Origin of the sequence: Spirillospora sp. NPDC029432, assembly GCF_040703975.1 — a bacterium.
Taxonomy (GTDB): Bacteria; Actinomycetota; Actinomycetes; order Streptosporangiales; family Streptosporangiaceae; genus Spirillospora.
Map to the genome: position 1 here is coordinate 28,323 of NZ_JBEZWH010000021.1, position 25,895 is coordinate 54,217.

Annotated in this window: 29 protein-coding genes; 19 read left to right on the forward strand and 10 right to left on the reverse strand. The window is 71.4% G+C overall.

What is annotated here, in order from left to right:
* Positions 1–70: 70 nt before the first annotated feature.
* From AB0881_RS18785 to AB0881_RS18845, 13 genes are all read left to right on the forward strand, one after another.
* Positions 71–952 (forward strand): DUF2207 domain-containing protein, encoded by an 882-nt coding sequence (locus AB0881_RS18785; RefSeq protein WP_366618199.1) that lies wholly within the window; start codon positions 71–73, stop codon positions 950–952.
* Positions 953–1,183: 231 nt separating this feature from the next.
* Positions 1,184–2,344, forward strand: coding sequence for an MraY family glycosyltransferase (locus tag AB0881_RS18790; protein WP_366618200.1), 1,161 nt, complete (start codon positions 1,184–1,186; stop codon positions 2,342–2,344).
* A 187-nt stretch (positions 2,345–2,531) separates the two neighbouring features.
* Positions 2,532–3,053 carry a hypothetical protein gene (locus AB0881_RS18795; protein WP_366618201.1) on the forward strand — a complete coding sequence of 174 codons (522 nt, stop codon included), beginning with the start codon at positions 2,532–2,534 and terminating at the stop codon, positions 3,051–3,053.
* 81 nt (positions 3,054–3,134) lie between these two features.
* On the forward strand, positions 3,135–3,371 hold the full coding sequence (locus AB0881_RS18800; protein ID WP_366618202.1) for an AtpZ/AtpI family protein: 237 nt from the start codon (positions 3,135–3,137) through the stop codon (positions 3,369–3,371).
* A gap of 126 nt (positions 3,372–3,497) precedes the next feature.
* Positions 3,498–4,316 carry a F0F1 ATP synthase subunit A gene (gene atpB / locus AB0881_RS18805; protein WP_366618203.1) on the forward strand — a complete coding sequence of 273 codons (819 nt, stop codon included), beginning with the start codon at positions 3,498–3,500 and terminating at the stop codon, positions 4,314–4,316.
* A 72-nt stretch (positions 4,317–4,388) separates the two neighbouring features.
* The gene (gene atpE / locus AB0881_RS18810; RefSeq protein WP_366618204.1) at positions 4,389–4,613 is read left to right on the forward strand and encodes an ATP synthase F0 subunit C; all 225 of its coding nucleotides are present in this window, start codon (positions 4,389–4,391) and stop codon (positions 4,611–4,613) included.
* 38 nt (positions 4,614–4,651) lie between these two features.
* Positions 4,652–5,224: a F0F1 ATP synthase subunit B gene (locus AB0881_RS18815; protein ID WP_366618205.1), complete on the forward strand. Its 573-nt coding sequence runs from the start codon at positions 4,652–4,654 to the stop codon at positions 5,222–5,224.
* Entirely contained in the window at positions 5,221–6,039 is an 819-nt protein-coding gene (locus tag AB0881_RS18820; protein WP_366618206.1) for a F0F1 ATP synthase subunit delta, read from the forward strand. Before AB0881_RS18815 ends, AB0881_RS18820 begins: the two co-directional genes overlap by 4 nt.
* A gap of 58 nt (positions 6,040–6,097) precedes the next feature.
* Entirely contained in the window at positions 6,098–7,735 is a 1,638-nt protein-coding gene (gene atpA, locus AB0881_RS18825) for a F0F1 ATP synthase subunit alpha (protein ID WP_366618207.1), read from the forward strand.
* 5 nt (positions 7,736–7,740) lie between these two features.
* A complete protein-coding gene (locus AB0881_RS18830; RefSeq protein ID WP_366618208.1) occupies positions 7,741–8,637 on the forward strand; it encodes a F0F1 ATP synthase subunit gamma in 897 nt (298 codons plus the stop codon).
* A 4-nt stretch (positions 8,638–8,641) separates the two neighbouring features.
* Positions 8,642–10,072, forward strand: a complete 1,431-nt coding sequence (atpD, locus tag AB0881_RS18835; protein WP_366618209.1) for a F0F1 ATP synthase subunit beta — start codon at positions 8,642–8,644, stop codon at positions 10,070–10,072.
* Between the two features lie 31 nt (positions 10,073–10,103).
* Complete coding sequence (locus AB0881_RS18840; protein WP_366618210.1) at positions 10,104–10,487, forward strand: F0F1 ATP synthase subunit epsilon; 384 nt, start codon at positions 10,104–10,106, stop codon at positions 10,485–10,487.
* Between the two features lie 169 nt (positions 10,488–10,656).
* Positions 10,657–11,118 carry a DUF2550 domain-containing protein gene (locus AB0881_RS18845; protein WP_366618211.1) on the forward strand — a complete coding sequence of 154 codons (462 nt, stop codon included), beginning with the start codon at positions 10,657–10,659 and terminating at the stop codon, positions 11,116–11,118.
* Positions 11,119–11,136: 18 nt separating this feature from the next.
* Here AB0881_RS18845 and AB0881_RS18850 read toward each other — a convergent pair whose 3' ends face one another.
* Positions 11,137–12,057, reverse strand: coding sequence for a DUF4097 family beta strand repeat-containing protein (locus AB0881_RS18850; protein WP_366618212.1), 921 nt, complete (start codon positions 12,055–12,057; stop codon positions 11,137–11,139).
* A 107-nt stretch (positions 12,058–12,164) separates the two neighbouring features.
* Positions 12,165–12,791, reverse strand: coding sequence for a cob(I)yrinic acid a,c-diamide adenosyltransferase (locus AB0881_RS18855; RefSeq protein WP_366618213.1), 627 nt, complete (start codon positions 12,789–12,791; stop codon positions 12,165–12,167).
* 86 nt (positions 12,792–12,877) lie between these two features.
* On the opposite strand from AB0881_RS18855, the gene AB0881_RS18860 reads away from it, so the two are divergent.
* The 3 genes from AB0881_RS18860 to AB0881_RS18870 all read left to right on the forward strand — a co-directional run bounded on the left by AB0881_RS18860 (position 12,878) and on the right by AB0881_RS18870 (position 16,323).
* Positions 12,878–14,482: a GMC family oxidoreductase N-terminal domain-containing protein gene (locus tag AB0881_RS18860; protein ID WP_366618214.1), complete on the forward strand. Its 1,605-nt coding sequence runs from the start codon at positions 12,878–12,880 to the stop codon at positions 14,480–14,482.
* Between the two features lie 229 nt (positions 14,483–14,711).
* A complete protein-coding gene (locus AB0881_RS18865) occupies positions 14,712–15,914 on the forward strand; it encodes a helix-turn-helix transcriptional regulator (protein ID WP_366618215.1) in 1,203 nt (400 codons plus the stop codon).
* A 160-nt stretch (positions 15,915–16,074) separates the two neighbouring features.
* A complete protein-coding gene (locus AB0881_RS18870) occupies positions 16,075–16,323 on the forward strand; it encodes a hypothetical protein (RefSeq protein ID WP_366618216.1) in 249 nt (82 codons plus the stop codon).
* A 33-nt stretch (positions 16,324–16,356) separates the two neighbouring features.
* Here the strand turns inward: AB0881_RS18870 and AB0881_RS18875 are convergent, their stop codons facing one another.
* Both AB0881_RS18875 and AB0881_RS18880 read right to left on the reverse strand, forming a co-directional pair.
* A complete protein-coding gene (locus AB0881_RS18875) occupies positions 16,357–17,856 on the reverse strand; it encodes an aldehyde dehydrogenase family protein (protein WP_366618217.1) in 1,500 nt (499 codons plus the stop codon).
* A 61-nt stretch (positions 17,857–17,917) separates the two neighbouring features.
* On the reverse strand, positions 17,918–19,285 hold the full coding sequence (locus tag AB0881_RS18880; RefSeq protein WP_366618218.1) for a carotenoid oxygenase family protein: 1,368 nt from the start codon (positions 19,283–19,285) through the stop codon (positions 17,918–17,920).
* Between the two features lie 90 nt (positions 19,286–19,375).
* Here AB0881_RS18880 and AB0881_RS18885 point away from each other — a divergent pair, with 90 nt between their 5' ends.
* Positions 19,376–19,894 (forward strand): PadR family transcriptional regulator, encoded by a 519-nt coding sequence (locus AB0881_RS18885; protein ID WP_366618219.1) that lies wholly within the window; start codon positions 19,376–19,378, stop codon positions 19,892–19,894.
* A 4-nt stretch (positions 19,895–19,898) separates the two neighbouring features.
* On the opposite strand, the gene AB0881_RS18890 is transcribed toward AB0881_RS18885, so the two are convergent.
* The 5 genes from AB0881_RS18890 to AB0881_RS18910 all read right to left on the reverse strand — a co-directional run bounded on the left by AB0881_RS18890 (position 19,899) and on the right by AB0881_RS18910 (position 23,879).
* Positions 19,899–20,714, reverse strand: a complete 816-nt coding sequence (locus AB0881_RS18890; protein WP_366618220.1) for a site-2 protease family protein — start codon at positions 20,712–20,714, stop codon at positions 19,899–19,901.
* Between the two features lie 58 nt (positions 20,715–20,772).
* Positions 20,773–21,405 (reverse strand): TetR family transcriptional regulator, encoded by a 633-nt coding sequence (locus AB0881_RS18895; protein ID WP_366618221.1) that lies wholly within the window; start codon positions 21,403–21,405, stop codon positions 20,773–20,775.
* Positions 21,406–21,480: 75 nt separating this feature from the next.
* Entirely contained in the window at positions 21,481–21,888 is a 408-nt protein-coding gene (locus tag AB0881_RS18900) for a DUF3224 domain-containing protein (protein ID WP_366618222.1), read from the reverse strand.
* Positions 21,889–21,929: 41 nt separating this feature from the next.
* The gene (nucS, locus tag AB0881_RS18905) at positions 21,930–22,610 is read right to left on the reverse strand and encodes an endonuclease NucS (RefSeq protein ID WP_366618223.1); all 681 of its coding nucleotides are present in this window, start codon (positions 22,608–22,610) and stop codon (positions 21,930–21,932) included.
* A gap of 6 nt (positions 22,611–22,616) precedes the next feature.
* A complete protein-coding gene (locus tag AB0881_RS18910; RefSeq protein ID WP_366618224.1) occupies positions 22,617–23,879 on the reverse strand; it encodes a HEAT repeat domain-containing protein in 1,263 nt (420 codons plus the stop codon).
* Positions 23,880–24,046: 167 nt separating this feature from the next.
* On the opposite strand from AB0881_RS18910, the gene AB0881_RS18915 reads away from it, so the two are divergent.
* Positions 24,047–24,247 (forward strand): hypothetical protein, encoded by a 201-nt coding sequence (locus AB0881_RS18915; RefSeq protein WP_366618225.1) that lies wholly within the window; start codon positions 24,047–24,049, stop codon positions 24,245–24,247.
* Positions 24,248–24,428: 181 nt separating this feature from the next.
* Positions 24,429–24,815, forward strand: coding sequence for an SCO5389 family protein (locus AB0881_RS18920; protein WP_366618226.1), 387 nt, complete (start codon positions 24,429–24,431; stop codon positions 24,813–24,815).
* A gap of 28 nt (positions 24,816–24,843) precedes the next feature.
* On the opposite strand, the gene AB0881_RS18925 is transcribed toward AB0881_RS18920, so the two are convergent.
* Positions 24,844–25,851 carry an LLM class flavin-dependent oxidoreductase gene (locus tag AB0881_RS18925; RefSeq protein WP_366618227.1) on the reverse strand — a complete coding sequence of 336 codons (1,008 nt, stop codon included), beginning with the start codon at positions 25,849–25,851 and terminating at the stop codon, positions 24,844–24,846.
* Between the last annotated feature and the right edge of the window lie 44 nt (positions 25,852–25,895).

Sequence of the window (25,895 nt, forward strand, 5' to 3'; positions counted from 1 at the left end):
GGGGGGGCGGCGGCGGGGGGGCGGGGCGGCGGCCCGGCGCCGGGGGGCCCCGGCGGGGCCGCCGCGGCCGGTGGAGAGCATCCCCGCCTACGACGTGGTGCTGACGATCGGCCGGGACGCGGTGCTGCACGTCCGCGAGACGATCACCTACGACTTCGACAGCGGCGGCGAGCACGGCATCGCCCGCCGCGTCCCGTACCGGCGCGGCGACCGGCTGTACGACCTGCGCGGCGTGCGGGCCAGCTCGTCCACCGGCGCGCCCGCCCGGCCGCGGACGCTGCGGCTGCTGAACGACGTGCAGATCACCGTCGGCGGGGAGGGGCGCCGGGTGACCGGCCGCCAGGCGTACGTGATCGAGTACGCGGTGGCCGGGGCGTTCACCCGGAGGGGCGACCGCGACGAGCTGGCCTGGGACGCGATCGGCCGCTCCTGGGACGTGCCCATCGGGGAGGTCGCGGTGCGCGTGCAGGCGCCCGTCCCGCTGCGCAAGGTGTCCTGCCACGCGGGCACGCGCGAGGAGCACACCCGCTGCCTGCGCGACCGCGACGGGCCCTACGCGATCGGCTTCACCCAGCGGGGGCTGCGTCCCCGCGAGGGCGTCCTGGTCCGGGTGCGGCTGCCCAAGGGGGCGGTGAACGTGCCGCCGCCCCGGTACGCGCGGCCCCGCTGGGCGGGCACGTGGGCGGGCACGGCGGTCCTGGCGCTGGCCCTGGCCGTCGCGGTCGCGGTCGCCGCGGCCCGGCGCCCGCTCCCGGGCCGGGGCGCCGCGCGCCTGCTGTTCACGGCCGGGGCGCTGATCGCCCTCGCCGACGTCGCGGACGACGCGATCCCGCGCGGGCCGTGGGCGTTCTCGGTGGGCGACCTGACCGTCACGGCCGCCGGCCTGGCGCTGGTGGGGGCCGTGATCGTCCAGGCCCGCCGGGGCCACCGCCCGCCGCTGGACGGCGGCTGAGGCGCCACTGGGAGGCCACCGGGAGGCCACCGGGAGGCCTCCAGAAGGCGACCGCGAGGCCGCCGGAAGGCCGCCGCCGCACCGGGCCGAGGGGAACGCGCGGCGGTCACGGCGGAGAGCGATTACAGTTGATCGGTACGCTGCGGGCGTGAACCGACCGCCCGCGCGGCGTGTCAGACCAAGTGTCGTACCCAGTGGACCACCCAGGACCGGCGAACGGAGGCGCGAGGCGTGCGGGAGTACCTGCTCACCATCCTCATCGCCGCCGTCGTCGCCTACCTGCTGACCCCCGCCGTCCGCCGGTTCGCCGTGTGGTTCGGGGCCCAGGCCAAGGTCCGCGACCGGGACGTGCACGTGATCCCGACGCCCCGGCTGGGCGGGCTGGCGATGTTCGGCGGCATGGTGGCCGCCGTGGTGGTCGCCACCGGACTGCCCGAGATGCGCAAGGTGCTGGAGGACGGCGACGTCAGCGTCGGCAAGGCGCTGCTGCTGTCCGGCGGGCTGATCACCCTGCTCGGGGTCGCCGACGACCGCTGGGAGCTGGACCCGCTGACCAAGTTCGCGGGGCAGGTCGCGGCGGCCGGGATCTTCATCATGCAGGGCATCCAGCTGTACGTGATCCCGCTGCCGAACGGGGAGTCGCTGTCACTGCCCCCGACGTACGGCGTCCCGCTGACCGTGCTGATCGTGGTGGCCACGATCAACGCGGTGAACTTCATCGACGGGCTGGACGGGCTGGCCGCGGGCGTGGTCGGGATCGCCGCGCTGGCCCTGTTCTCGTACGCGTACCTGCTCTCCTACACCAACAAGCTGACCACGCTCACCGGCGCGACGCTGACCGCCGCCGTGCTGGTCGGCATCTGCGCGGGCTTCCTGCCGCACAACTTCAACCCGGCCCGGATCTTCATGGGGGACACCGGGTCGATGCTGATCGGGCTGCTGCTCAGCGCCTCGACGATCATGCTGACCGGGCAGTTCGACCCGGCCTTCCTCGGCGCGTCCGGGCTGTTCCCGTTCTACGTGCCGCTGCTGCTGGTGCCGGCGGTGGCGCTGGTGCCGTTCATGGACATGCTGCTGGCGGTGTGGCGCCGGACGAACCAGGGCCGGTCCCCGTTCTCGCCGGACAAGCAGCACCTGCACCACCGGCTGCTGGAGCTCGGCCACTCGCACCGCCGGGCCGTGCTGATCATGTACTTCTGGGTGTCGCTGCTGGCGGCCTGCCTGGTCGGCGTCTCGTTCACCAACTCGGTCGTGCTGGTGGCGTCGGTCACCGGCCTGGTCGCGATCGCGGGGCTGACCGCGATGATCGGGGTGCCGCGGATGGCGGCCCGGCGGGCCGAGCGCCGCGCCCTGGAGTCGGCGCCCCAGCCCCGTACCCGCCAGCCCGTCTGACGGCGCGCGGCGCGGCCTTGGCGTTCCGGGCAAAGCATGGCTTGACCTGGGCTACAGTGCGTGTTGTTCGCGTCGGCGACCGTGATCGCAAGCCGTTACATCGGGGGTAATTGCGGACGTTCCGGACGCTTGTGATACCTTTCACGAACAGCCCGACGAACACGAAACGTGACCAGCCGGAGCCATCATGCACTCTTCCGACGCCCGGATCCTCCGCGGCGCCGCGATCCCGTCCGGCCTCGCCGGCATCGCCGCCGTCGCGGCGAGCCTGGCGCTCGCCGGGACCAAGGGGGCGCTGGGTGCCGCGATCGGCGCGGTGGTCGTGATCGTCTTCTTCTCGATCAGCGTGATCGCCGTCAGCTACGCCTCGAAGATCTCGGATCAGTTGATGTTCGCGGCGGCCGTCTTCAGCTATATCACCAAGATTTTCGCGATGTTCGCTTTGATCATCGCGCTGGACGGTGTGACGCTCTGGAACACCAAGGCGTTCGGCTGGTCGATCATCGCGCTCACCCTGGTCTGGATCGGTGCCGAGATCATGGCCACCACCAGGGCGAAGACGCTGTACGTGGACCCCGAGCCGAGCGTCCCGAACGGCGCCGCGAACGACCCCGCCGCCCCTTCCGGAACGGTGGCCGCGCACTCCGCCGAGAATGCGCCCGGAACCGTTTCCCAGAGCGGCGCTCCCGCCGCCGACCGGGGACCGTGATGGGCCCGTGGACGGCACCGGCGCATATGGACTACTCCAATATGACCATCAGGGGGGTGGCCTGCTATGGTCCGTCCTGCGATGAGCGAGGAGGGGCACCCGCCCGATCCGGGGTCCGGCGACGACGACCAGGACCAGCGCGACTTCGCCAACGCCGCCTGGTCCATCCCCAGCTCCATCATGAGCGGGATGATCGTCTACGGCGGTATCGGCTGGTTGCTGGATCGCTGGTGGGGCACCTCGGCGATGCTCCCCATCGGGATCCTGGTGGGCCTCGCTCTCGCGCTCTACCTGGTCTACCACCGCTACGGCCGTTGACCGCGCCGGTGGCGGGGGAGCCCACCGCCACCGAGACCGCCGCCGACCGGGACTGAAGCCGCTGCCCACGGGCACGCACCAGACGAACCGACTGACCTGAAGAGTCACTGACGAAGGGACTGCCGCGTGAGTGCGCGACACCTCCTCGCCTCCCCGGGCGGAATCGCCGCGCCGGCCGGAGATGAGTTCCAAGCTCCCGGGACCGAGATCTTCGAGTGGGGACCTCTCTGGGACGGCGCGCCCTCGTGGGTGACCAAGCCGACGCTGATCGCCGCGCTTTCGGTGATCATCGTCGTCGGCTTCTTCTGGGCGGCGTTCAACAAGCCGAAGCTGGTGCCGCGCGGCGTGCAGAACATCGGCGAGCTCGGCTACCTGTTCGTCCGCGACCAGGTGGCCCGCCCGATGATCGGCAAGGACAGCGACAGGTGGATGCCCTTCCTGCTGTCGACGTTCTTCTTCATCCTGGTCATCAACTGGATGGGCGTCGTGCCCGTCATGCAGCTGCCGATCGCCTCGCACATCGCGTTCCCGATCGTGCTGGCCATCGTCGTCTACGTGATGATGTGGTTCCTCAGCATCAAGAGCCAGGGCTTCGTCGGCTGGTTCAAGAACATGCTGTTCCCGCCCGGGCTGCCCAAGCCGCTGTACGTGCTGTACGCCCCGATCGAGCTGCTCTCGGTGATCATTCTCCGCCCGTTCACGCACTCGGTCCGGCTCTTCGCCAACATGTTCGCGGGACACCTGCTGCTGGCCTTCTTCGCGACGGTCGCCTGGTGGTTCCTGTTCGAGAAGCTGACCCCCCTGGGCGCCGGCCTGGGTGTGCTGGGCTTCGTGATGACCATCGTGATGACCGCCTTCGAGATGTTCGTGCAGGCTCTGCAGGCGTTCATCTTCGCGATGCTGGCCGCCTCCTACATCGGTGGCGCGCTGCACCCCGACCACTGATCCGACCGCAACCCGCACAACGCAAAGCTCCGGTGGGGCGGGCTCCCACCGGCCGAATGAGAAGGAATGAACATGGGCACTCTCGCCGAAGTCTCCGGCAACCTCGGTTCGATCGCGTACGGTCTCGCCGCCATCGGCCCCGGCATCGGCGTGGGCATCATCTTCGGCCAGGGCGTGCAGGCCATCGCCCGCCAGCCGGAGCTGACCAACGTGATCCGGACCAACATGCTGCTGGGCTTCGCGCTCACCGAGGCGCTCGCCCTGATCGGTTTCGTTGTGCCGTTCGTGCACAGCTGATCCCTCCTGGCAACCACTGACAGGAAGGCGGAACCCCAATGACCAACCTGCTGGCCACCGCCGCGACGGTGGCTGAGGGGGAAGGGGGGCACAACCCGCTGCTCCCCCACACCTCCGAACTGGTCATCGGCACGATCTCGTTCTTCATCGTGCTGATCCTGGTGGGCTGGAAGCTCGTCCCCCAGATCCAGAAGACGCTCGCCGAGCGCACCGACGCGATCGAGGGCGGGCTCAAGCGCGCCGAGATCGCCCAGGCCGAGGCGCAGGCCAAGCTCGACGAGTACAAGGCCCAGCTGGCCGAGGCCCGGCACGAGGCGTCCCGGCTGCGTGAGAAGGCCAAGGAGGACGGCGCGCAGATCATCGCCGAGATGCGCGAGCAGGCCCAGGCCGAGGCGCGCCGGATCACCGAGGCCGCGCAGGTCCAGATCGAGGCCGAGCGGCAGGCCGCGCTGTCGTCGCTGCGGGCCGAGATCGGGACGCTGTCGGTCGAGCTGGCCGGCCGCGTGGTGGGCGAGTCGCTCGACGACGCCGCCCGCCAGAGCCGCGTGGTCGACCGGTTCCTCGAGGAACTCGAGGGGCGCGCGCGCACCCAGGAGCAGATCACCTCATGACCATCACGGGAGCGGTGAGCAGGGCGTCCCTGGCCGAGTCCAGGGAACGGCTCGAAGCGGTCATCCCGACCGCGGACCTGTCCGCGCTCGGCGGCGACCTGTTCGCGGTGCTGCGCCTGATCGACCGCGAGCACGGGCTGCGCCGGGCGGTCTCCGACCCGGCACGGGACGGCGCCGACAAGGCGCGGCTCGTCCAGGGGCTGCTGAACGGCAAGGTCTCGGCGGCCGCTCTCGAGCTGGTCGCCGACGTGGTCCGGCTGCGCTGGTCCAAGCCGTCGGAGCTGGCGGACGCGGTGGAGACCCTCGCGGTCACCGCCGAGGCCGCCCGCGCCGAGGCCGACGGGCGCATCGACGACCTGGAGGACGAGCTCTTCCGGTTCTCCCGGGTACTGGAGAGGGAGCCGCAGCTGCGCGGCGCCCTGGCCGCGCCCGGGCTGCCGGCGGAGCGCAAGTCCGGCCTGCTGGGAACGCTGCTGGACGGCAAGGTCACCGCGGCCACGTTGACGCTGGTCACCGAGCTGGTGCTGCGTCCGCGAGGACGTAGCCTGGAAGGCGGGCTGGCCGAGTTCGGCAAGCTCGTCGCGCAGCGGCGCGAGCGCCTGGTGGCGCTGGTCCGCACGCCGGTCGCGCTGACGGAGACGCAGCGCACCCGGCTGGCGGCGGTGCTCGCCACGGCCTACGGCCACGAAGTACACCTGAACATCGAGCTCGACCCCACCACGATCGGCGGGCTGTCCATCCAGATCGGGGACGAGGTCATCGACGGCACCATCGCCGGGCGGCTGGACGACGTCCGACGGCGGCTCGCGAGCTGACCATGCAGAGCCAGACCGTGCTTAGCGAGCCGACCCCTAAGGGAGCAAGAGAGGAATCATGGCGGAGCTGACGATCCGTCCGGATGAGATCCGGGACGCGCTGGAGCGCTTCGTCCAGTCGTACGAGCCTGAGGCAGCCGCGCGCGAAGAGGTCGGCACCATCGTCGATTCCGGCGACGGTATCGCCCACGTCGAGGGGCTGCCCTCGACCATGGCCAACGAGCTCCTCGAGTTCGAGGACGGGACCCGCGGCCTGGCTCTGAACCTGGACGTGCGCGAGATCGGCGCCGTCGTCCTGGGTGACTTCAGCACGATCGAGGAGGGCCAGAAGGTCCGCCGTACCGGCGAGGTCCTCTCGGTCCCCGTCGGCGACGGCTTCCTTGGCCGCGTCGTCGACGCGCTGGGCAACCCCATCGACGGCAAGGGCGCCATCGAGACGACCGAGCGCCGCGCGCTCGAGCTGCAGGCCCCCACGGTCGTGCAGCGCAAGTCGGTGGACGAGCCGCTGCAGACGGGCATCAAGGCCATCGACTCGATGACCCCCATCGGGCGGGGCCAGCGGCAGCTGGTCATCGGCGACCGGCAGACCGGCAAGACGACGGTCTGCGTGGACACCATCCTGAACCAGAAGGAAGCCTGGGAGTCGGGCGACGAGAGCAAGCAGGTCCGCTGCATCTACGTCGCGATCGGCCAGAAGGGCTCCACGATCGCCAACGTGCGCCGCACCCTCGAAGAGGCGGGCGCGATGGAGTACACCACGATCGTGGCCGCTCCGGCGTCCGAGCCGGCGGGCTTCAAGTACATCGCCCCCTACACCGGGTCGGCGATCGGCCAGCACTGGATGTACCAGGGCAAGCACGTCCTGATCGTCTTCGACGACCTGTCGAAGCAGGCCGAGGCCTACCGTGCGGTGTCGCTGCTGCTGCGCCGCCCGCCGGGCCGTGAGGCGTACCCCGGTGACGTCTTCTACCTGCACTCGCGCCTGCTGGAGCGCTGCGCGAAGCTGTCGGACGACATGGGCGGCGGCTCGATGACCGGTCTGCCGATCATCGAGACCAAGGGCAACGACGTCTCGGCGTACATCCCGACCAACGTCATCTCGATCACCGACGGCCAGTGCTTCCTGGAGACCGACCTGTTCAACCAGGGCGTCCGGCCGGCCATCAACGTCGGTATCTCGGTGTCCCGAGTCGGCGGTTCGGCGCAGGTGAAGGCGATGCGCAAGGTCGCCGGCACGCTGAAGCTGTCGCTGTCGCAGTACCGCGACCTGGAGGCGTTCGCCGCCTTCGCGTCCGACCTGGACGCCGCTTCGCGCGCCCAGCTGGAGCGCGGCGCGCGGCTGGTCGAGCTGCTCAAGCAGCCGCAGAGCAACCCGTTCCCGGTCGAGAAGCAGGTCGTGTCGGTGTGGGCCGGCACGTCCGGTGAGCTCGACGACGTGCCGGTGGCCGACATCCGCCGGTTCGAGAGCGAGTTCCTCGACCACATCGAGCGCAACGAGTCCGGCCTGCTCACGTCCATCCGCGAGACGGGTCAGCTGTCCGACGACGGCCTGACCACCCTGAAGGACGCCATCACGGAGTTCAAGAAGGGCTTCGAGACCTCGGAGGGCCGCCTGCTCGGGCAGGACGAGCCGGTCGAGGCGATCGCGGACGAGGACGTCGAGCAGGAGACGATCACCCGCGTCAAGAAGGGCTGAGCGAGATGGCCCAGCTTCGTCAACTGCGGCAGCGGATCAGGTCGGTCAGCTCGACCGCCAAGATCACGCGCGCGCAGGAGATGATCGCCACCTCGCGGATCGTCAAGGCCCAGCAGGCGGTGGCGGCCTCCAAGCCGTACGCCGACCAGATCACGCAGGCGCTCTCGGCGCTGATCAGCCACCATGTCGGCATCGACCACCCGCTGCTCAACGAGCAGCCGGAGGACAAGCGGACCGCGGTACTGATCATCACCAGCGACCGCGGGTTCTGCGGCGCCTACAACGCCAACGTGATCCGCGAGGCGGAGTCGCTCATCAAGGCGCTGCGCGAGCAGGGCAAGGAGCCGATCCCGTACATCGTCGGCAACAAGGGCATCACCTGGTACCGCTTCCGCGACCGGGAGATCGCCGAGGAGTGGAAGGGCATCAGCGACCGGCCCGACTTCGCGAGCGCGGAGCGGATCGGGCGCCGGCTGACCGACGACTTCCTCAAGACCGACGCCGAGGGCGGGGTCGGTGAGATCCACGTGGTCTACACCGAGTTCGTCTCCATGCTGACCCAGCAGGTCCAGGTGCGCCGGCTGATCCCGCTGGAGATCGAGGAGCGGGACCGTGCGGGCTCCGCGCCGCCGGCGTACGAGTTCGAGCCGACCGCCCAGGCGGCGCTGGACCTGCTCCTGCCGAACTACATCGAGAGCCGCATCTTCCACATGCTGCTCCAGTCGGCGGCGTCGTTCCACGCGTCCGTCCGGCGTGCGATGAAGTCGGCGACCGACAATGCCCACGAACTGATCGAGGTCTACACGCGCCAGATGAACCAGGTGCGGCAGGCGGCGATCACCCAGGAAATCAGCGAGATCGTCGGTGGCGCTGACGCGCTCGCCGATTCTGGCGGGGAGTAGAGGAATGACTGCACAGGTAGAGACGGCGACCGCGACCGGGCGCGTCGCCCGTGTCATCGGCCCGGTCGTCGACGTGGAGTTCCCCGCCGACGCCCTCCCGGACATCTACAGCGCGCTCCACGTCGAGGTCACCCTCGGCGAGGAGACCAAGACGCTGACCCTCGAGGTCGCCCAGCACCTGGGCGACAACATGGTCCGCGCCATCTCGATGCAGCCCACCGACGGCATGGTCCGCGGTGCCGCGGTCGCCGACACCGGCGAGCCGATCTCGGTGCCGGTCGGCGACGTGACCAAGGGCCACGTGTGGAACGCGCTGGGCGAGTCGCTGGACGTCCCCAAGGCGTCCCTCGAGGTCACCGAGCAGTGGGGCATCCACCGCAAGGCCCCGGCGTTCGACCAGCTGGAGTCCAAGACCGAGATGCTGGAGACCGGCATCAAGGTCATCGACCTGCTGACCCCGTACGTCGCGGGCGGCAAGATCGGCCTGTTCGGCGGCGCCGGCGTCGGCAAGACGGTGCTCATCCAGGAGATGATCACCCGTGTCGCGCGGAACTTCGGTGGCACCTCGGTGTTCGCCGGCGTCGGCGAGCGGACCCGTGAGGGCAACGACCTCTGGGTCGAGATGGACGAGGCGAACGTCCTCAAGGACACCGCGCTGGTGTTCGGCCAGATGGACGAGCCGCCGGGCACCCGTCTGCGGGTGGCCCTGTCGGCGCTGACGATGGCCGAGTACTTCCGGGACGTCCAGAAGCAGGACGTGCTGCTGTTCATCGACAACATCTTCCGGTTCACGCAGGCCGGCTCGGAGGTCTCCACGCTGCTCGGGCGCATGCCCTCGGCGGTGGGCTACCAGCCGACCCTGGCCGACGAGATGGGTGTGCTGCAGGAGCGGATCACCTCGACCCGCGGTCACTCGATCACCTCGATGCAGGCGATCTACGTGCCCGCGGACGACATCACCGACCCCGCGCCGCACACCGTGTTCGCGCACCTCGACGCCACCACGACGCTCTCCCGGGCCATCACCGAGAAGGGCATCTACCCGGCGGTCGACCCGCTCGACTCGACCTCGCGGATCATGGACCCGGCCATCATCGGCCGGGAGCACTACGAGGTCGCCCAGGAGGTCAAGCGGATCCTGCAGAAGTACAAGGAGCTGCAGGACATCATCGCGATCCTGGGTATCGACGAGCTCTCCGAAGAGGACAAGGTCACCGTCAACCGGGCGCGGCGCATCGAGCGCTTCCTGTCGCACCCGATGTACGTGGCCGAGCAGTTCACCGGCCAGCCCGGTGTCACGGTGCCGCTGGACGAGACGATCGCCTCGTTCAAGGGGATCGCCGAGGGCAAGTACGACCACCTGCCCGAGCAGGCGTTCTTCATGTGCGGCGGTATCGAGGACGCCGAGCGCAAGGCCAAGGAGCTGGAGAAGTAATCCGCACGCTCCAGTATTCGGAGGACAGACAGTGGCGACTCTGAAGGTCGGCGTGGTCTCGCCGGAGCGCGAGATCTGGGCCGGCGAGGCCAGGATGGTGGTCGCGCAGACCATCGAGGGCCAGCTCGGCATCCTGCCGGGCCACGCCCCGGTGCTGGGCGTGCTGCTGGACGGCAGCGTGGTGAAGATCGAGACGGCCGATGGCGAGTGGGTCAGCGCCATGGTCGGCAGCGGGTTCTTCTCGATCGCCGACGACGAGGTGTCGATCCTGGCCGAGCAGGCCGAGCTGGGCACCGAGGTCGACGTCGCCGCCGCGCGGCAGGCGCTGCAGGACGCGCAGGCCGCGGCCGGCGCGGACTCGACCGCCGAGCGGCGGGCCCGGGCGCGGCTGCGCGCCGCGGGCAGCGAGGCCTGACGGCCTGGCGCGAGCACGACGCGAGCAGTACGGCGAGGGCCGCGGTCCGGGTTCCCGGTGACGGGAATCGGGGTCGCGGCCCTCGTTTTGCCCGGGGTCCTGTCCACGGCGCCGCCGTCCGGCCTGTAGGCTCCAGCAAAGCTCGGCGGGGAGAGAACGGCGGGGGGACTTGGGCGGACGTCTGGCACTGGATGCGGGCGTGCTGCTCGCCGCCGTCATTCTGCTGGCCGCGCTGGCGTTCGCCCTGATGTCGCTGCGCCGCTGGCTGTTCGTTCGCGGTGGCGGCGCGGTGGAGTGCAGCCTGCGGGTGATTCCCGCGGACGGCGTGCCCGGCCCTTGGCGGCTGGGCATCGGCCGTTACAAGGGGGACGTGCTGCACTGGCACCGCGTCTTCGGGTTCCGCAGAAGGCCCCGGCAGGTGATCCACCGCCGGGGCCTCGTCGTGTCCAACCGGCGCCGGCCCGAGGGCGAGGAGGCCGAGGGGCTGCTGCCCGAGGCCGGCGTGATCGAGGTCAGGGACGGCGCGCTCACCGTGGAGCTGGCGATGAGCGCGGCCGCGCTGACGGGCTTCCTGGCCTGGCTGGAGGCGGCTCCGCCGGGGTTCCCGGTGGACCTGCATCCGTCCGACTGAGGGGCCGCGCCCGCGGCGTCAGGGCACGTCCGGGGCTTCGGGGGCGTCCGGCCGGACCGGCTGCTCCGGCCGCTCGGGGGTGTCGCCGTCGCGCTCTTCCAGCGGGCCGACGCTGACCAGGCCGGAGTCGCTGGACAGGTTCAGGCGGTGCGGCGAGCCGTTGTCGCGGCGCAGCGAATCCGCGACCCGCTGCGCGCCCGAGTCGGTCCGCACCGTGATCGCGTACGCCTTGTCGCCGGGCACCCTCAGCTTGACGGCGCCGGAGTCGTTCTCGACGTGGACGCTGGTCGGCGCCTCCAGCAGGGTGATGTCGACCTTGCCGGAGCTCGCCCGGGCGGTCAGCCGGCCGGTGCGCAGCCCGTCGGCCTCGATCAGCCCGCTGTCGTTGCTCAGGTCGGCGACGTCCGCGCGGCCGGCGATCCGGATCTTGCCGGAGTCGGCCTCCACGGTCAGCCGCTTGGTCTGCACGTCCTCGGCCTCGATCATGCCGGAGTCGGCGCTGAGCCGCAGCGAGTCACCGGTCAGCCCGGACACCGAGAGCGCGCCCGAGTCGGCGTGCAGGTCGGCCATGGTGGCCTTGGGCACCTCGATCCGGTACGAGATCTGGCAGCCGTTCACGCCGATGACCTGGCGCGCGCACGCGGTCCGCAGCGTGAGCATGCCGCCCTTCACCTCCCGCTTGGTGCGCGGCTTGTTCCGGGAGTTGCTCCAGCTCATCCGCTCCTCGATCCGGACGGTGCGGGTCCCGGTGCCGACGACCTCGATGCGGCCGCTGTCGCCCTTCACGTCCAGGCCGGTGAACGCGCCGGGCACGTCGTAGGACCGCGTCTCGTGCTTCGTGGAGCCGAAGAAGCTGACTTCGCATCCGGCCAGCACGGACGTCGCCGTCAGCGCCGCCACGCCGGTCAGCACGCCCACGCTCCTGGTCAGGCTCTTCACGTTCACTCCCGAGTTAGCCGGTCCCCCCGTACGCTTCCCAGCCTCACATCCGGGGCGCGGCCGGGACAGGTGGCGAGCCTGCGTCTCGATGGTGGGGTTATCCCCACCTACCGCTCGCCGCCCGGCTTCCAGAGCACGTCGCCGTGCTCGGCGTTGGCCGTCCGGCAGAGGATGAACAGCAGGTCGGACAGCCGGTTGAGGTAGCGGGCGGTGAGCGGGTTGACGCCGCCCTCCGGGGCGTCCGGGTCGCCGACGGGCGAGGCGCCGTGGGCCTCGATGGCGGCCCAGGCGGAGCGTTCGGCGCGCCGGGTCACGGTACGGGCGACGTGCAGCAGGGCCGCGCCGGGCGTGCCGCCGGGGAGGATGAAGCTGCGCAGTGGCGGCAGGCCGGCGTTGTGCTCGTCGCAGGCCGCCTCCAGGAACTCGATGTAGAACGGCTCCACCCGCAGGGCCGGGTAGGGCGGGTCGGGCACGACCGGCGTGGAGAGGTCGGCGCCCACGTCGAACAGGTCGTTCTGGACGCGGGTGAGCAGCGTGACGAGCGGCTCGGGCAGGGAGCCCATCGCAATGGCGGCGCCGATCGCGGCGTTGGCCTCCTCGGCGTCGGCGTAGGCCGCCAGCCGGGGGTCGGTCTTGCGGGTACGGGACATGTCGCTCAGGTTGGTCGTCCCGTCGTCCCCGGTCCGGGTGTAGATGTTCGACAGCACGACCGGGGTCTCCCTGTTCTTCGCCATGCCCACCACCCTACGGGGACGGGCCTGAAATGGGGTTCGGTAGGGTTTTCCCTACTCTGAGGCCATTCGTCCGGGCGGAGGCGGCCGTGACCGAGCACGAGTACGACCACATCATCGTGGGCGCGGGCAGCGCCGGCTGCGTGCTCGCCGCCCGGCTCACCGAGGACTCCGGCACCCGCGTCCTGCTGCTGGAGGCCGGCCCGCCCGACACCGCCCCGGAGATCCACATCCCGGCCGCCGTCGCGTCCATGATCAAGGGCCCGTTCGACTGGGACTACAGCACCGTCCCGCAGGAGAACGCCGCGGGCCGCGCCGTCTACTGGCCGCGCGGCCGCACCCTCGGCGGCAGCTCGTCCACCAACGCGATGATCTACATCCGCGGGAACCGGCACGACTACGACACCTGGCGCGACTCGTACGGCTGCGCCGGCTGGGGCTTCGACGACCTGCGGCCGTACTTCCTCAAGGCCGAGGACCAGCAGCGCGGAGCGTCCGAGCACCACGGGGCCGGCGGCCCGCTGCGCGTGGAGGACCTGCGCTACAAGCACCCCCTCACCCGCGCCTGGGTGGACTCGGCCACGCAGTACGGCCTGCGCGCCAACAGTGACTTCAACGGCGCCGAGCAGGACGGTGTCGGCTTCTACCAGGTCACCCACAAGGCCGGGAAGCGCTGGTCGACCGCCGCCGCGTACCTGCGCCCCGCCCTCACCAGGCCCAACCTGACCGTCGTCACCGATGCCCTCGCCACCCGCGTGCTGATCGAGAAGGGCCGCGCCACCGGCATCCGGTACGAGCGGCGCGGCGTCCCCGTGGAGGCCCGCGCCCAGGGCGAGGTCATCCTGTCCGGCGGCGCCGTCAACAGCCCCCAGCTGCTCATGCTGTCGGGCATCGGCCCCGCCGACCACCTCCGCGGGCACGGCATCGACGTGGTCGCGGATTCCCCCGTGGGCCAGGGCCTCCAGGACCACCCGTTCGTGAACGTCATGTTCGCCACCCCCCGCGTCAAGGGCCTGTGGGAACTGGCGAACGCCCGCAACTTCGCCCTCTACCAGGCCCTCCAGCGCGGCCCGTACGCCTCCAACGTGGCCGAGGCGGGCGGCTTCGTCCGCACCGTCGACGGGCTCCCGGCGCCCGACCTCCAGTACCACGTGCTGCCGACCCCGTTCATCGACCAGGGCCTCGTGGAGCCGTCCCAGCGCCTGCTCTCGGTCATGGTCACCGCCATCGCGGTCGCCAGCCGCGGCTCGCTGACGCTCCGTTCCGCGAGCCCGTACGCCAAGCCGCTGATCGACCCCGCGTACCTCGCGGACAAGGCGGACCTGGACATCCTCCTCGCGGGCATCCGCCAGGCCCGCGAGATCGCCAAGTCCGGCCGCCTCGCCGGAATGACCGGCGGCGAGTGGGCCCCCGGCGAGCAGATCGACACCGACGAGGCCCTCGCCGACTTCGTACGCCGCGAATGCGCGACCCTCTTCCACCCGACGAGCACCTGCGCCATGGGCACCGAGAACGCGGTCTGCGACACCGACCTCCGCGTCCACGGCGTCGACGGCCTCCGCGTAGTGGACGCCTCGGTCATGCCGTCCGTACCCCGGGGCAACACGAACGCCCCCACCATCGCCATAGCCGAACGCGCCGCCGACCTCCTCCGAGGCCGCACCCCCCTCCCGCCGGACGCGGACCCGTCCTAACACCTCCAGGAACACGCCCCCTGAAGCCGTGCCTCACGACAGCACGGCATCCCATCCGCCCGGCCTCTACCAGCGCGACGTCTCGGGACCTGGCGTGCCGCTGCTCTGGACGCGGTGTGCTTGTGGGGCGCGGCGGGGCGTTCGGCGGGTGCCTTTCGCTTGGCCCCTGCCCGCGTGGCGTTCCTCGCCGTAGCCTGAAGTGGCGACGTCACAGGAAGGTGTGCGGCTCATGTCTGACGATGGCACCCCCGACACCGTCGGCCTGCGGGTGGCCCGGGCGCGCAAGCGCCGCGGGCTCACCCAGATCGGGCTCGCCGAGCGCTCCCGCTACTCGCGAAGTCATATCGCCCAGATCGAGACCGGCCGCAAGGTCGCGACTCCGGCGTTCGTCGCGGCGATCTCCGTGGCGCTCGGCGTCGACGCGGCCGAGATCTACGGGCAGCCGTACCGCGGTCAGGGTCACGACGACCACGTTCACGCGGCCATCCCCGAGCTTCGCCGCGTCCTGGTGTACGTGGACATCGGGCCCGACCTCGGCAGAGAGCCGCGCGATCTCGACGTCTTGGCGGCGGAGGTGGCGACCACGCGCCACCTCATGAGCAGGGCCCGCCTCACCAAGATCGGCGCGCGGTTGCCCGCAGTGATCGAGGAACTTGCGTACTGGGCGCACAGCGACCCGGACGACGTGCGGGCGTGGGCGCTCCTGAGCCGGGCGCTGCGGGACGCCGTCAGCCTCACCCGCCGCTTGGGATACAGCGGTGACGCCTTGGCACTGCTGGAGTACGCGGAGGCGACCGCCCGCCGCGCCGGAGATCCCCACTTGTCCGCCCTCGTCGTGCTGGCGCGGTCGCTGGTGCTGATGGGGATGGACCAGCACCGTCCGGCATTGACGCTGCTCGGCCGTGCGGCCGCGAACATCGACTTCGCGCGGCCGGACGCGGCGGAGGTGGCGGGAGCGGTCGAGTTGCGTTCCGCCGTCATCTCCGCACGAGCGGCGCGCGGCGCCGACACCGGCGCTGAAGCGTGGGACTACTTCGGGCGCGCGAACGAGCGCATCAAGGAGAACCCGGCGCGGCCCGCCGTTCACGGGCTGGAGTTCACGCCGGCCAACGTGGCCATCCACGGGGCGGCGGTCGCCGTCGAGCTCGGCGACATGGACGAGGCGGTGCGGCGCGATCACCGGATCGGCGACCATACCCTCGCGGAGTCACCTCCGGAGCGGCGGGCGCATCACGAGATCGACATGTCGCGCGTTCACGTGGAGACGGGTGAGTACGGGAAGGCCGAGCGGCGCCTCGCGCGGGCGGACGGGATCGCGCCACAGATGGTCACCTTCCATCCCACGGCGCGCTCGGTCGTGGCGCACCTGGTGGACGTGCGGCGGACGCTGCCCGAGCCGCTGCGGAAAATCCACGCCCGTATGGGGGCATAACCTGGTGAATCGGTCAACCTCAGAATGTTCCAAGCTGGAACATTAGGGCGGGCTTCCCAGGGCCATTCTTCTGGGTGTGCAGCAGAGGCGAGATGTCGAGTTGGGGGCGGCCTTTCCGCGGCTTTTCTCGTGGGACGTGCCGCCGCTCCGTACGGGTGGTGTGAGCGACGACCCCGGGCGGGCCGCGCGATGCGTCCTGGACGCGCTGCGCAGGGCGCCGGCCGGGGCCGAGGGCTCTGTGCGGCGGATCGCGCTGGCGTCGGCGTGCCCGGCCGAATATCGCGATCTCGGGGAGGTCGCGCGGGCGCGGCGGGCGGCGAACGGCGACGTGGTCTGGTGGACCTTCGATATGCCCGCCGAAATGCGCAGGAGGCTTTTCCCGGAAAGCGCCGCGCGGCCGGTGCCTTGACCCCCCGGAGGCACCGGCCGCGCGGTACGCGGATCAGCGCTTGTAGCGCTTGCCGTGCATCATGTTGATCATCGACAGGATGCGCGCCATCTCCTTTTCGGTACGGTCGAAGGAGGTGAGGTTCATCGGCAGGTTGAAACGGGTGCGGGTGATGGCCTTCGGGCGGGCGAACTCGCGCAGGCCGTCGGCGCCGTGGATGCGTCCGAAGCCGGATTCGCCGACGCCGCCGAACGGCAGGGCGGCGACCATCGCGAACGAGGCGAACGCGTTGATGGACGTCATCCCGGAGCGCATCCGCCGGGCGGCCTCCATGGCGCGGGACTTGTCCTTGGAGAAGATCGTCCCGGCCAGCCCGTAGTTGGTGCGGTTGGCCTTCTCGACGGCCTCGTCCAGATCCTTGACGCGGTGGACGGTGATGGTCGGGCCGAACGTCTCCTCGCAGACGGCCGACGAGTCCTCGGGGACGTCGGTGAGCACGACCGGCTCGACGTAGGGCTTGCGGACGGAGTCGGCGCCGCCGACGACGGCCGTGCCGCCCTTGTCGAGGGCGTCCTTGATGTGCCGCTCGATGATGTCGAGCTGGCCCGGCATGGTGATCGGGCCGTACGCGGCCTCGCGGTCGAAGCCGGGGCGCAGGTCCTTGGCCTTCTCGGTGAGCTTGCCGAGGAACGCGTCGTACGCGGCGTCGTGCACGTAGATCCGCTCGACGCCGATGCAGGTCTGGCCCGCGTTCGACATGGCGCCCCACAGCGCGGCGTCGGCGGCGGCGTCCAGGTCGGCGTCCGCGTCGACGATGCAGGCGTCCTTGCCGCCGCACTCGGCGACGATGGGGGTGAGGTTCTCGGCGCAGGCCGCCATGACCTTCTTGGCGGTACGGGCCGAGCCGGTGAACGCGATCTTGCTGATGTCCGGCGAGGAGGCCAGCGCGGCGCCGGTCGCGCCGAGTCCGGTGACGGTCTGCAGCACGGGCCGCTCGGGGACGACGCCGTCGACGATCTCGGCGAGCAGGACGCCGACGCCGGGGGTGAACTCGGACGGCTTGAAGACGACCGCGTTGCCGGCGGCGAGCGCGTACGCGATCGAGCCCATCGGGGTGAAGATCGGGTAGTTCCACGGGCCGATGACGCCGACGACGCCGAGCGGCTGGTACTCCAGGACGGCCTTCTGGTTGATCGAGGCCATGCCCGGGAACACGGTGCGCGGGCCGAGGACCTTGCGGGCGTTGCGGGCGGCCCAGTCGAGGTGCACGATCGCCATGATCGTCTCAAGCTGGGCGTCCTGCAGCGGCTTGCCGGTCTCCTGGTGGATGACCTCGGCCATGCGGTTGAGGTTGCGGGTCAGCGCGCCCTTGACGTTGAGGAGCCGGAGCCGGCGTTCCTTCCAGCCGAGGGCCCGCCACCACTCGGCCGCCGTGCGCGCCCGCTCGATCGCCGCGGCGACGGCGGCGGCGTCCGAGTTCGGGTGCTCGGCGACGACCTCGCCGGTGGCCGGGTTGAGGGACTCGAAGGTCGTGCTCTCCGTGGCCACGGACATGAGGAACCTCCCGGTGAGCTCAGTAAGTGACTGCTTGCGCAGCATACCGACTCAAATCACCTTATTGGACGCCCTGTCGGTCGGGAATCCAGCTGCCGTGGAATCCCGCCGGTACGCGGCGCGGCAGCCGTACGGCGGCGGTGGGGGAGAGATCCGCGGCGTCCAGGACGACGAGCTCCGATCCCTGGCCCGCGGTGTCGGACACGATCGACAGCAGCCAGCCCTCGTCCTCGTTCCGCGCCCCCTCGGCCGGAACGAACACCGCCTCGCCCGGGACCAGGCCGGGGCCGGGCGCGTGCTCCGAGCTGGAGCCGGTGCGGAGGTCGTACTTGACGATCGAGTCGCCGGCGACCGTGTACAGGAACCGGTGCGGCCGCCCGGTCAGCGAGTCGTCGTGGGTGGGGAACTCCACGCCGCGGTCGTCGAGCGCCTCGTCGGTGACCTTGCCGGTGGCGGTGTCGATCGTCCAGCGGTGCAGCCGGGCATCGCCGATCTCGGCCATCGCCCGCGGGGCGTCCGCCCGCGCGGGTTCCGCCGACAGCCCGCCGATCGACGCCCATGCCGCCGTGAACGTCTCCGGGCTGTAGCGGGCGCCGTCCAGCACCACGCGGCCCTGCCCGTCCTCGTGCGCGTTGCCGACGTGGAACACGTAGCAGGGGTCGATCTCGTACCACCGGACGGCGCCTCCGCCGCGCGGCATGATCCCGAGGCGGGCGCCGTAGCCGTCGTCCCAGCGGTACGGCATGCCGCGGTCGGCCAGCGCGAGGTCGAAGACCAGCGGCAGGTCCAGCCAGACCACATGGTTCTCGGTGATCGCGAAGTCGTGCATCATCGTCGCCCCGGGCACGTCGATCTCGCGGCTCTCGACCAGCTCGCCGGCGGGGGACAGGCGGTGGTACGTCAGGTACGGCGGCGTGAACCCGTACCCGAAGAACAGCAGCTCCCCGGTGACCGGGTCCTCCTTGGGGTGCGCGGTCATCGCGCTCGTCAGCCGGCCGCCGAAGTCGCACGGGCCGACGGTGCCGAGATCGGGCGTCACCTCGTACGGGAAGCCGACCTCGATCAGCGCGTAGATCCGGTCGTTGAACGGGACGACGTGGGTGTTCGCGGTGACGGCGGTCCGGTCGACGGTGAAGTCCGGCCGGAGCAGGGACGCGTCCTCGGTGAACGCGCTCGTGCGGACCCACCGGTTGCGGTACCACTCGGCGCGCCCGCCGCGAAGCCGGATCCCGTGCAGCATGCCGTGGCCGGAGAACCAGTGGGCGGTCTGCTCGCCGGGGCGCGGGTTGGGGCCGTTGCGGAAGTACCGTCCGGTCAGCTCGGGCGGGAGGGTGCCGGTGACCGGCAGGCCGGTCGCGTCGATCTCGTCGGGGACGGGGGCCAGATGGCCCTCCATCCAGAGGGGTCGGGTCCCGGTCTGCTCACTCATGGCGCGGCTCCCTCGATATTCCACTTTCGACAGGTCGAAACTAAAACGTCCAATCGCGACATGTCAATGTAGGAGGCTAGGATCCGGGGCATGAGCCTCCGCCACGCCGTACTGGGACTGATCGCCGAGGTGCCCGGCTGCAGCGGGTACGACCTGCTCAAGACCTTCGAGGTCTCGCTCGGGCACGTCTGGTCGGCCACCCAGAGCCAGCTGTACGGCGAGCTGGGCAAGCTCACCGCCGACGGGCTCATCGAGGTGACCGCCGAGGGGCCGCGCGGCCGCAAGGAGTACCGCGCCACCGAGGCCGGCCGCGGCGAGCTGCGCCGCTGGCTGACCGAGACCTCGCCCCGCACCGCCCGGCGGGACGAGAGCATCCTCCGGGTGTTCTTCCTCGGCTCCCTGGAGCCCGCCCAGGCCCGCGACTACCTGCGCGGCCTCGCCGCCGGCGCGGGCGGCGAGCACGAGACCCTGACCGAACTGGAACGGACCCTGGACGCGCAGGGCGGCGACCCGTCCGACTTCGGGCGGATCGCCCTTGAATACGGCAAGCGCTACATGGCCATGCGCCGCGACTGGGCCGAATGGGCCGCCGGCCAGATCGGCCCGTGAGCCCCTACTTCTCCCAGAACTGGAAGAGCGCGTGGCCGGTCGTGATCGGCGAGACGTCCAGGGACAGCTTGAACGGGAAGTGGTCCAGCCCGATCAGCCCCGCGAGCCCGTAGGTGATGTCGAAGAAGCCCTGGTTCACCGCCGGGATCAGCCACAGCGCGGCGATCAGCGCGAGGAACACGTAGCCGCCGTACTCGTTGGCCTTGGCCACCCACCGGCCCGGCAGGTACGGCTCGATGATCCCGAAGCCGTCCAGTCCCGGGATCGGCAGCAGGTTGAGCACCGCCGCGGTGACCTGGAGGAACGCCAGGAACGCCAGCGCGGCCCAGAACAGCCCGTGGTCCGGCCCGGCGAACTTGGCGAAGATCGCGGCCAGCACGATCGCGAACAGCGCGTTCGACAGCGGGCCCGCCGCCGAGATCAGGCTGTGCTTGAGCCGGCCCTTGATCGCGTGCCGGTCGATCCACACCGCGCCGCCCGGAAAGCCGATCCCGCCCAGCAGGATGAACAGCACGGGGATCGCGAAGCTCAGCGTGACGTCGGCGTACTTGGCCGGGTTGAGCGTGAGGTATCCGCGGGTCGCGACGCTGTGGTCGCCGGACCGGAACGCCAGGTAGGCGTGCCCGAACTCGTGCACGCACAGCGACAGCACCCAGCCCGCCACGACGAAGCCGAACACCGCCACCCGCGCGGGCGTGGTGGTCATCTGCCCGTACCGCCAGGCGATCAGCCCGCACAGGACGGTGACCGCCACGATGAGCAGGAACACCGGACTCGGCCTGATCGAGGAGCGTCCCCGCATCTGGTGCACCGTCCCCATCTCCGGCCTTCCTCCCGCTCCGTACCCGCCGGGCCCGCGCGGGCCCGGTCTCCAGAAGCTACCGGCTCCGCGGAGCGGCCGGGGCCGCCGGTGCGGCGGCGGGCGCCCCAGGGCCGGCGATCACCGGCACCACGTAGGTGCGCAGGAACCGGCGCAGCGCCGCGGCGTCCCGGTCCCGGTCCATCACGATCAGCGAGGTGATCATCCGGAACAGGAACTCCACCGTGCCCTCCACCTCGATGTCGGCGCGCAGCAGCCGGCGCCGCTGCGCCTCCTCGAAGTGCGGGCGCACGTAGTCGCAGCACACCGACAGCACGTGCTCGGCCGCCTTCGCCACCGCCGCCTGCATGTGCCCGGCCGCCTCCGGCACCAGGAACGCCGCCGCGGCGGGCTGCTCCCGCACGTACGCGACCGCGTCCAGCGTCCCCTCCACCACGGCCTCCGACACCGACCGCTCGCTGCGCAGCCGCTCCGCCAGCCGGTCCAGGAAGCGGCGCAGGTCGCGCAGCACCACCGCGAGGATCAGCTCGTCCCGGCCGCCGGTGACGCTCCGGTAGACCGTCGCGCGCGACAGCTTCGCGGCGACCGCGATGTCCTCGACCGTCGTCTTGGCGACGCCGAACCGGGCGAAGCACTCCTCGGCCGCGTCGATGATGCGCTCGCGCGTGGTGTCGGTGGTCGCCGGGGACATGCCTTGCAGATTACCGGCGGCGCACCGGTCGGCCGAGCACGCGGTGCCCCGCCATAGCCGCGCCCTAGCCGCGTCCTAGCCGAGCGTGTAGTCGATGCTCCAGGAGTGGCCGCCGTCCGGCGTGACGATGATCTCTCCTTCGCCGCGGATCCCGGCCAGCTCGCCGGTGCCGGACGTCGGCACGATCAGCCAGCGCAGCCACTGCGTCTCGGGCGTGCCGTCGTCGTTCCCGGCGCTGTGCTGGAGGACGAACGTCCCCTCACGGCCGTGCAGGATGCCCCGTACCGTCTCGATCCCGACGTACGCCGCGGGCCCGGCCGCGGTCTCCACCGTGACCAGCTCCGTGGTGCTGCCGCCCACCAGGTCGCCGTGGAAGGTCTTGCCGACCCGGACGCGGGTGAGCTTGACGCCGTTCTCCTCCTCGTACGGCTTCTCCGCGTCCCAGGAGTCGATGTCGAAGGTGCCGGCGGCTCGGGTCGTCATGCCCCGTCATTATGCCGCGCGCCCGTGCCGGAGGCGGGACGTCAGAAGAGCGTGCCCTCGTGCTCGATCCCGCGCAGCGCGTCGTAGTCGAGCGTCACGCACCCGATCCCGCGGTCGGTGGCCAGCACCCGCGCCTGCGGCTTGATCTCCTGCGCCGCGAAGATGCCGCGTACCGGTGCCAGGTGCGGGTCGCGGTTCAGCAGCTCCAGGTACCGGGTCAGCTGCTCCACCCCGTCGATCTCGCCGCGCCGCTTGATCTCCACCGCGACCGTCGCCTGGTCGGAGTCCCGGCACAGGATGTCGACGGGCCCGATCGCCGTCGGGTACTCGCGGCGGATCAGCGTGTAGCCGTCCCCGAGCGTCGTGATGTGCTCGGCCAGCAGCTCCTGGAGGTGCGCTTCGACGCCGTCCTTGACCAGCCCGGGGTCGAGCCCGAGTTCGTGGCTGGAGTCGTGCACGATCTCGTTGACGGTGAGGATGAGCCGCTCGCCGGACTTGCTGTGGGTGACCGTCCACTTCGCGATGGCGCCGTTCTCCTCGAACGGCTCCTCGCGCAGCGTGCACGGCGGGTTCATCCAGTTCAGCGGCTTGTACGCGCGGTCGTCGGCATGGATGCTCACGCTCCCGTCGGCCTTGATGAGGACGAGCCTGAGAGCCATCGGCAGGTGGGCGGTGAGCTTGCCGGCGTAGTCCACGCTGCAGCGGGCGATAACGAGACGCACGGTCCCTCACCTTAGTGAGCCCGCGCCGTGCTCGCGCCCGCCTTGGGCAAGCCCCGCGTACGCCCGGCACTCCGCCTGCCAGGACGGGACGCCCCACGCTCCGAGGATCATCATGAAGTTGCCCCAGCGCCAGGTCTCGTCGTCCATCTCGGCGAGCGTCCGCACGGCGCGCCGCTGCGGCTCGGTCAGCTCGTCGTACGGCGGCAGCGGTGCGCCCTCCGGCTGCCCGAAGACGGTCCGCAGCACCGCCTCGGCCGTCGCGAACGCCTCCGGTCCCGAACTGAGCGCGAGCCCCTTCAGCATCGCGCCGAGCAACCGCGGGTGCGCTGGCTCCTCCACCAGCGCGAGCGTCTGCGTCGCCAGGCCGCGCAGGTTGCCGTTCAGGTGGATGAGGCCGGACACGTCCTGCTCCGGAGGCCGGACGGCGGCCTCCTCCAGCGCGCCGAGCACCTCCTCGTCGGCGACGCCCAGCACGGCGAGCGCGATCGCGGCCGCCGAACGGAGCAGGGGCGGGCGGTCGGCGGTGAGCGCCTCGCGCAGCGCGGGCACGTACTCGGTGCCGCCGAGCAGCCCCAGGGAGACGATCGCGTGGGCCCCGGCGCTCTGGACGCGATCGGACCTCAGCATGGCGTGGAGGGCGGGAAGCGATCCGGCCGCCTCCTCCGGGAACCAGCCCAGCGTGTACGCGGCCGCCGCCCGCACCCCGGCGTCGGGATCGCGGAGCAGCCCGCGCAGGGCGGGGACCTCGGCGCGTACGGCGTCGTACGCGCCCAGCTCGTGGAGGAGGTACCGCACGGTCTCGTCGTGGTCGTAACCGGCGCGGCGTCCTTCCCTTACCCGTCGCTCGCCCTCGGTGGGCGCCTGGGCGACCCATTCGTCCATGCGCCGCAGCTCGGTCTCGGCGTCCGAGGAGCGCAGCCGTTCGACCTGGGCGCGCCAGGCCGCGATGTCGACGCCTCCGGGCAGGTGGGCCTCGTCGAAGCCGAGCGCGAGGGAGGCCAGCAGCTCCACGATGTCCGCCCGGCCGGGCACCGCCGGGTCGGCGGCCAGCCGGCTCAGGAACGGGACGGCCGCGGCGCTCGCCTCGTAGCGGCTGCCCTGGTGGTAGATGTTCCCGTACAGCGCGTGGAGGGCCTCCTCCCGCTCGTCGGCCGAGCCGGAGCGCAGGCCCCGGAGCAGGCCGGGCACGTCCTCCGCAGTGCCGTAGGCGTGGCCGAGGGCCGCCCAGTCGATGTCGTCCAGCCCGGCCAGCGGGTCCCTGTCGCTCATGGCCGGAGATTCTGCCGCCCGCCTAAGACGGACGGGGCGGCTTAGGCGCTTCTAAGGCGCCCAGGGGGCTCCGAGATAGGGCTAAGTCCCGATGTGGGCGGGGGTGCCTTAGGACGAACCTTGAGGATGTCGGGCCGGGAGACGGCCCGGACAGCCTAGGAGGGGCGATGTTGCACAGCGAGATCATGTACGCGGTGAAGCAGGACCGGGCGCGCGACCTGCGGGCCAGGGCCCGGAACGAGCGGGCCGCCGGCGCGGCGCGCCGGAGCCTGCGGTTCTGGGCCGACGAGGCCGCGCAGCGGTCCGAGCGCCGGGTAGTGAAGCGGGCCGCGCGGGCGCGCGGCGCCGCGCACGCCGCCGGACGCTGAGGCGCCGGATGCGGAGGGCACGAGCCCGCCGCGTCCGGCGTCCCCACACCGGGCGGAACGGTGCCACGCGCGCGTGATCGATTCCTTACCCGGCACTGTCAAGCCCTGGAATTCTCCGGAATGCCTGGTTAGCGTCACGGGTGGTGGGTGCTCATCACATTCAGTGAAAGGAAGCCCGTCCATGTCCCTTGACGTGTCCCCGGAACTCCTCGAAACCGCGCGGAAGGGCGAGGTGGACGACGCCGCCTTCGTCACCTGCGTCCGCGACTCGCTGCCCTACGCCTGGGAGATGATCACCGGTCTGGTGGCGAAGCTCCAGGTGGACGGCGGCGACTTCGCCGACAACCACACGCCGCCGCCGGACGAGCAGGCGCGCGGCCAGCTGCTGCGGGTCCTGGCCAGCGACGCCATGCGCGGGGCGCTGGAACGCCACTTCGGGATGAAGCTGGCCTTCCAGAACTGCCACCGCGTCGCGGTGTTCCCCTCCGGCGACTCGGACGCGTACCGCACGTTCGTGACCGCCCGCGAGCAGATCCTCAACCAGTCGCCCGAGCTGCGCGACTGCTGACGCCCCTCCGGCGCGGGCCGGGGCGCCGTCAGGCCGCTCCGGCCCGTACCTTCGGGACGACCTCGGCGCCGAGGCGCTCGATGTTCTCCAGCGTCGCCGCGCGCGAGCCGGCCGCCTCCGCGAGCAGGATCAGATGGCGGACGCCGGTCGCCTCGACCGTCCTCAGCAGCGACTCCGCGCAGTCGTCCGGTGAGCCGACCGGGTGCAGCTCGCACATGCGCCTCGTGTACTCGACCGGGTCGCGCCGTTCGCGGGGGCGGCCGTCGACCGGTACGTAGCCGTCCAGGCCGGGGCCGAGCCAGCGCGGCATCTCCCGCATCAGGGTCGCGACCGCCTCCTTCCGGCTGTCGCCCACCTGCGCGAGATGCGTAGAGATGTGCGAGATGTGTGAGAGGCGCGGTGTTTCGGTACGGCCATAACGCGCTATCGCTGCGGCCTTCTCCTCGTCACCGACGTGCATGCCGAGCAGCATCGGCAGGCCGCGTTCGGCGGCGAGCCGTTCGGTGGCGGGGGACGTGCAGGCGACGGCGACCGGCGGGGGAGCGGGCGCGCGCGGCACGACCGGGACCTCGCGGAAGCGGAAGTGGTCGCCGTCCCAGCCGAGGCGCTCGCGGCCGTCCAGCCAGGCGAGCAGCAGGTCCAGGGACTCCCCGAAGCCGGACTCGTAGCGGGGGAGGCCGGTGCCGAAGACCTCCAGGTCCTGCCAGGGGCCGCCGCGCCCGACGCCGAGCCGGAACCGGCCGCCGGACACCGTGCTCAGCAGCGCCGCCTCCTCGGCGAGGGCGACGGGATGGCGGTTGGACAGCACGCTGACCGCCGTCCCGACGTCGATCCGGCGGGTGCGGCCGAGCAGGTGGCCCGCCAGCGCGGTCGCGGACGGGACGACGCCGTACGACATGAAGTGGTGCTCGGCGAGCCACACGTCGTCGAATCCGGCGCGTTCCGCCGCGACGGCCGCGTCGACGGTGCGGGAGAGGGCGGCGGCGTCGTCCTGGCCCGGGTAGCGGGCGGCGATGAGGAAGATTCCGAGGCGCACCCTCCGGTCGTACCCGGGACGGGCGGTTCCGGAGCGTTCTGGGA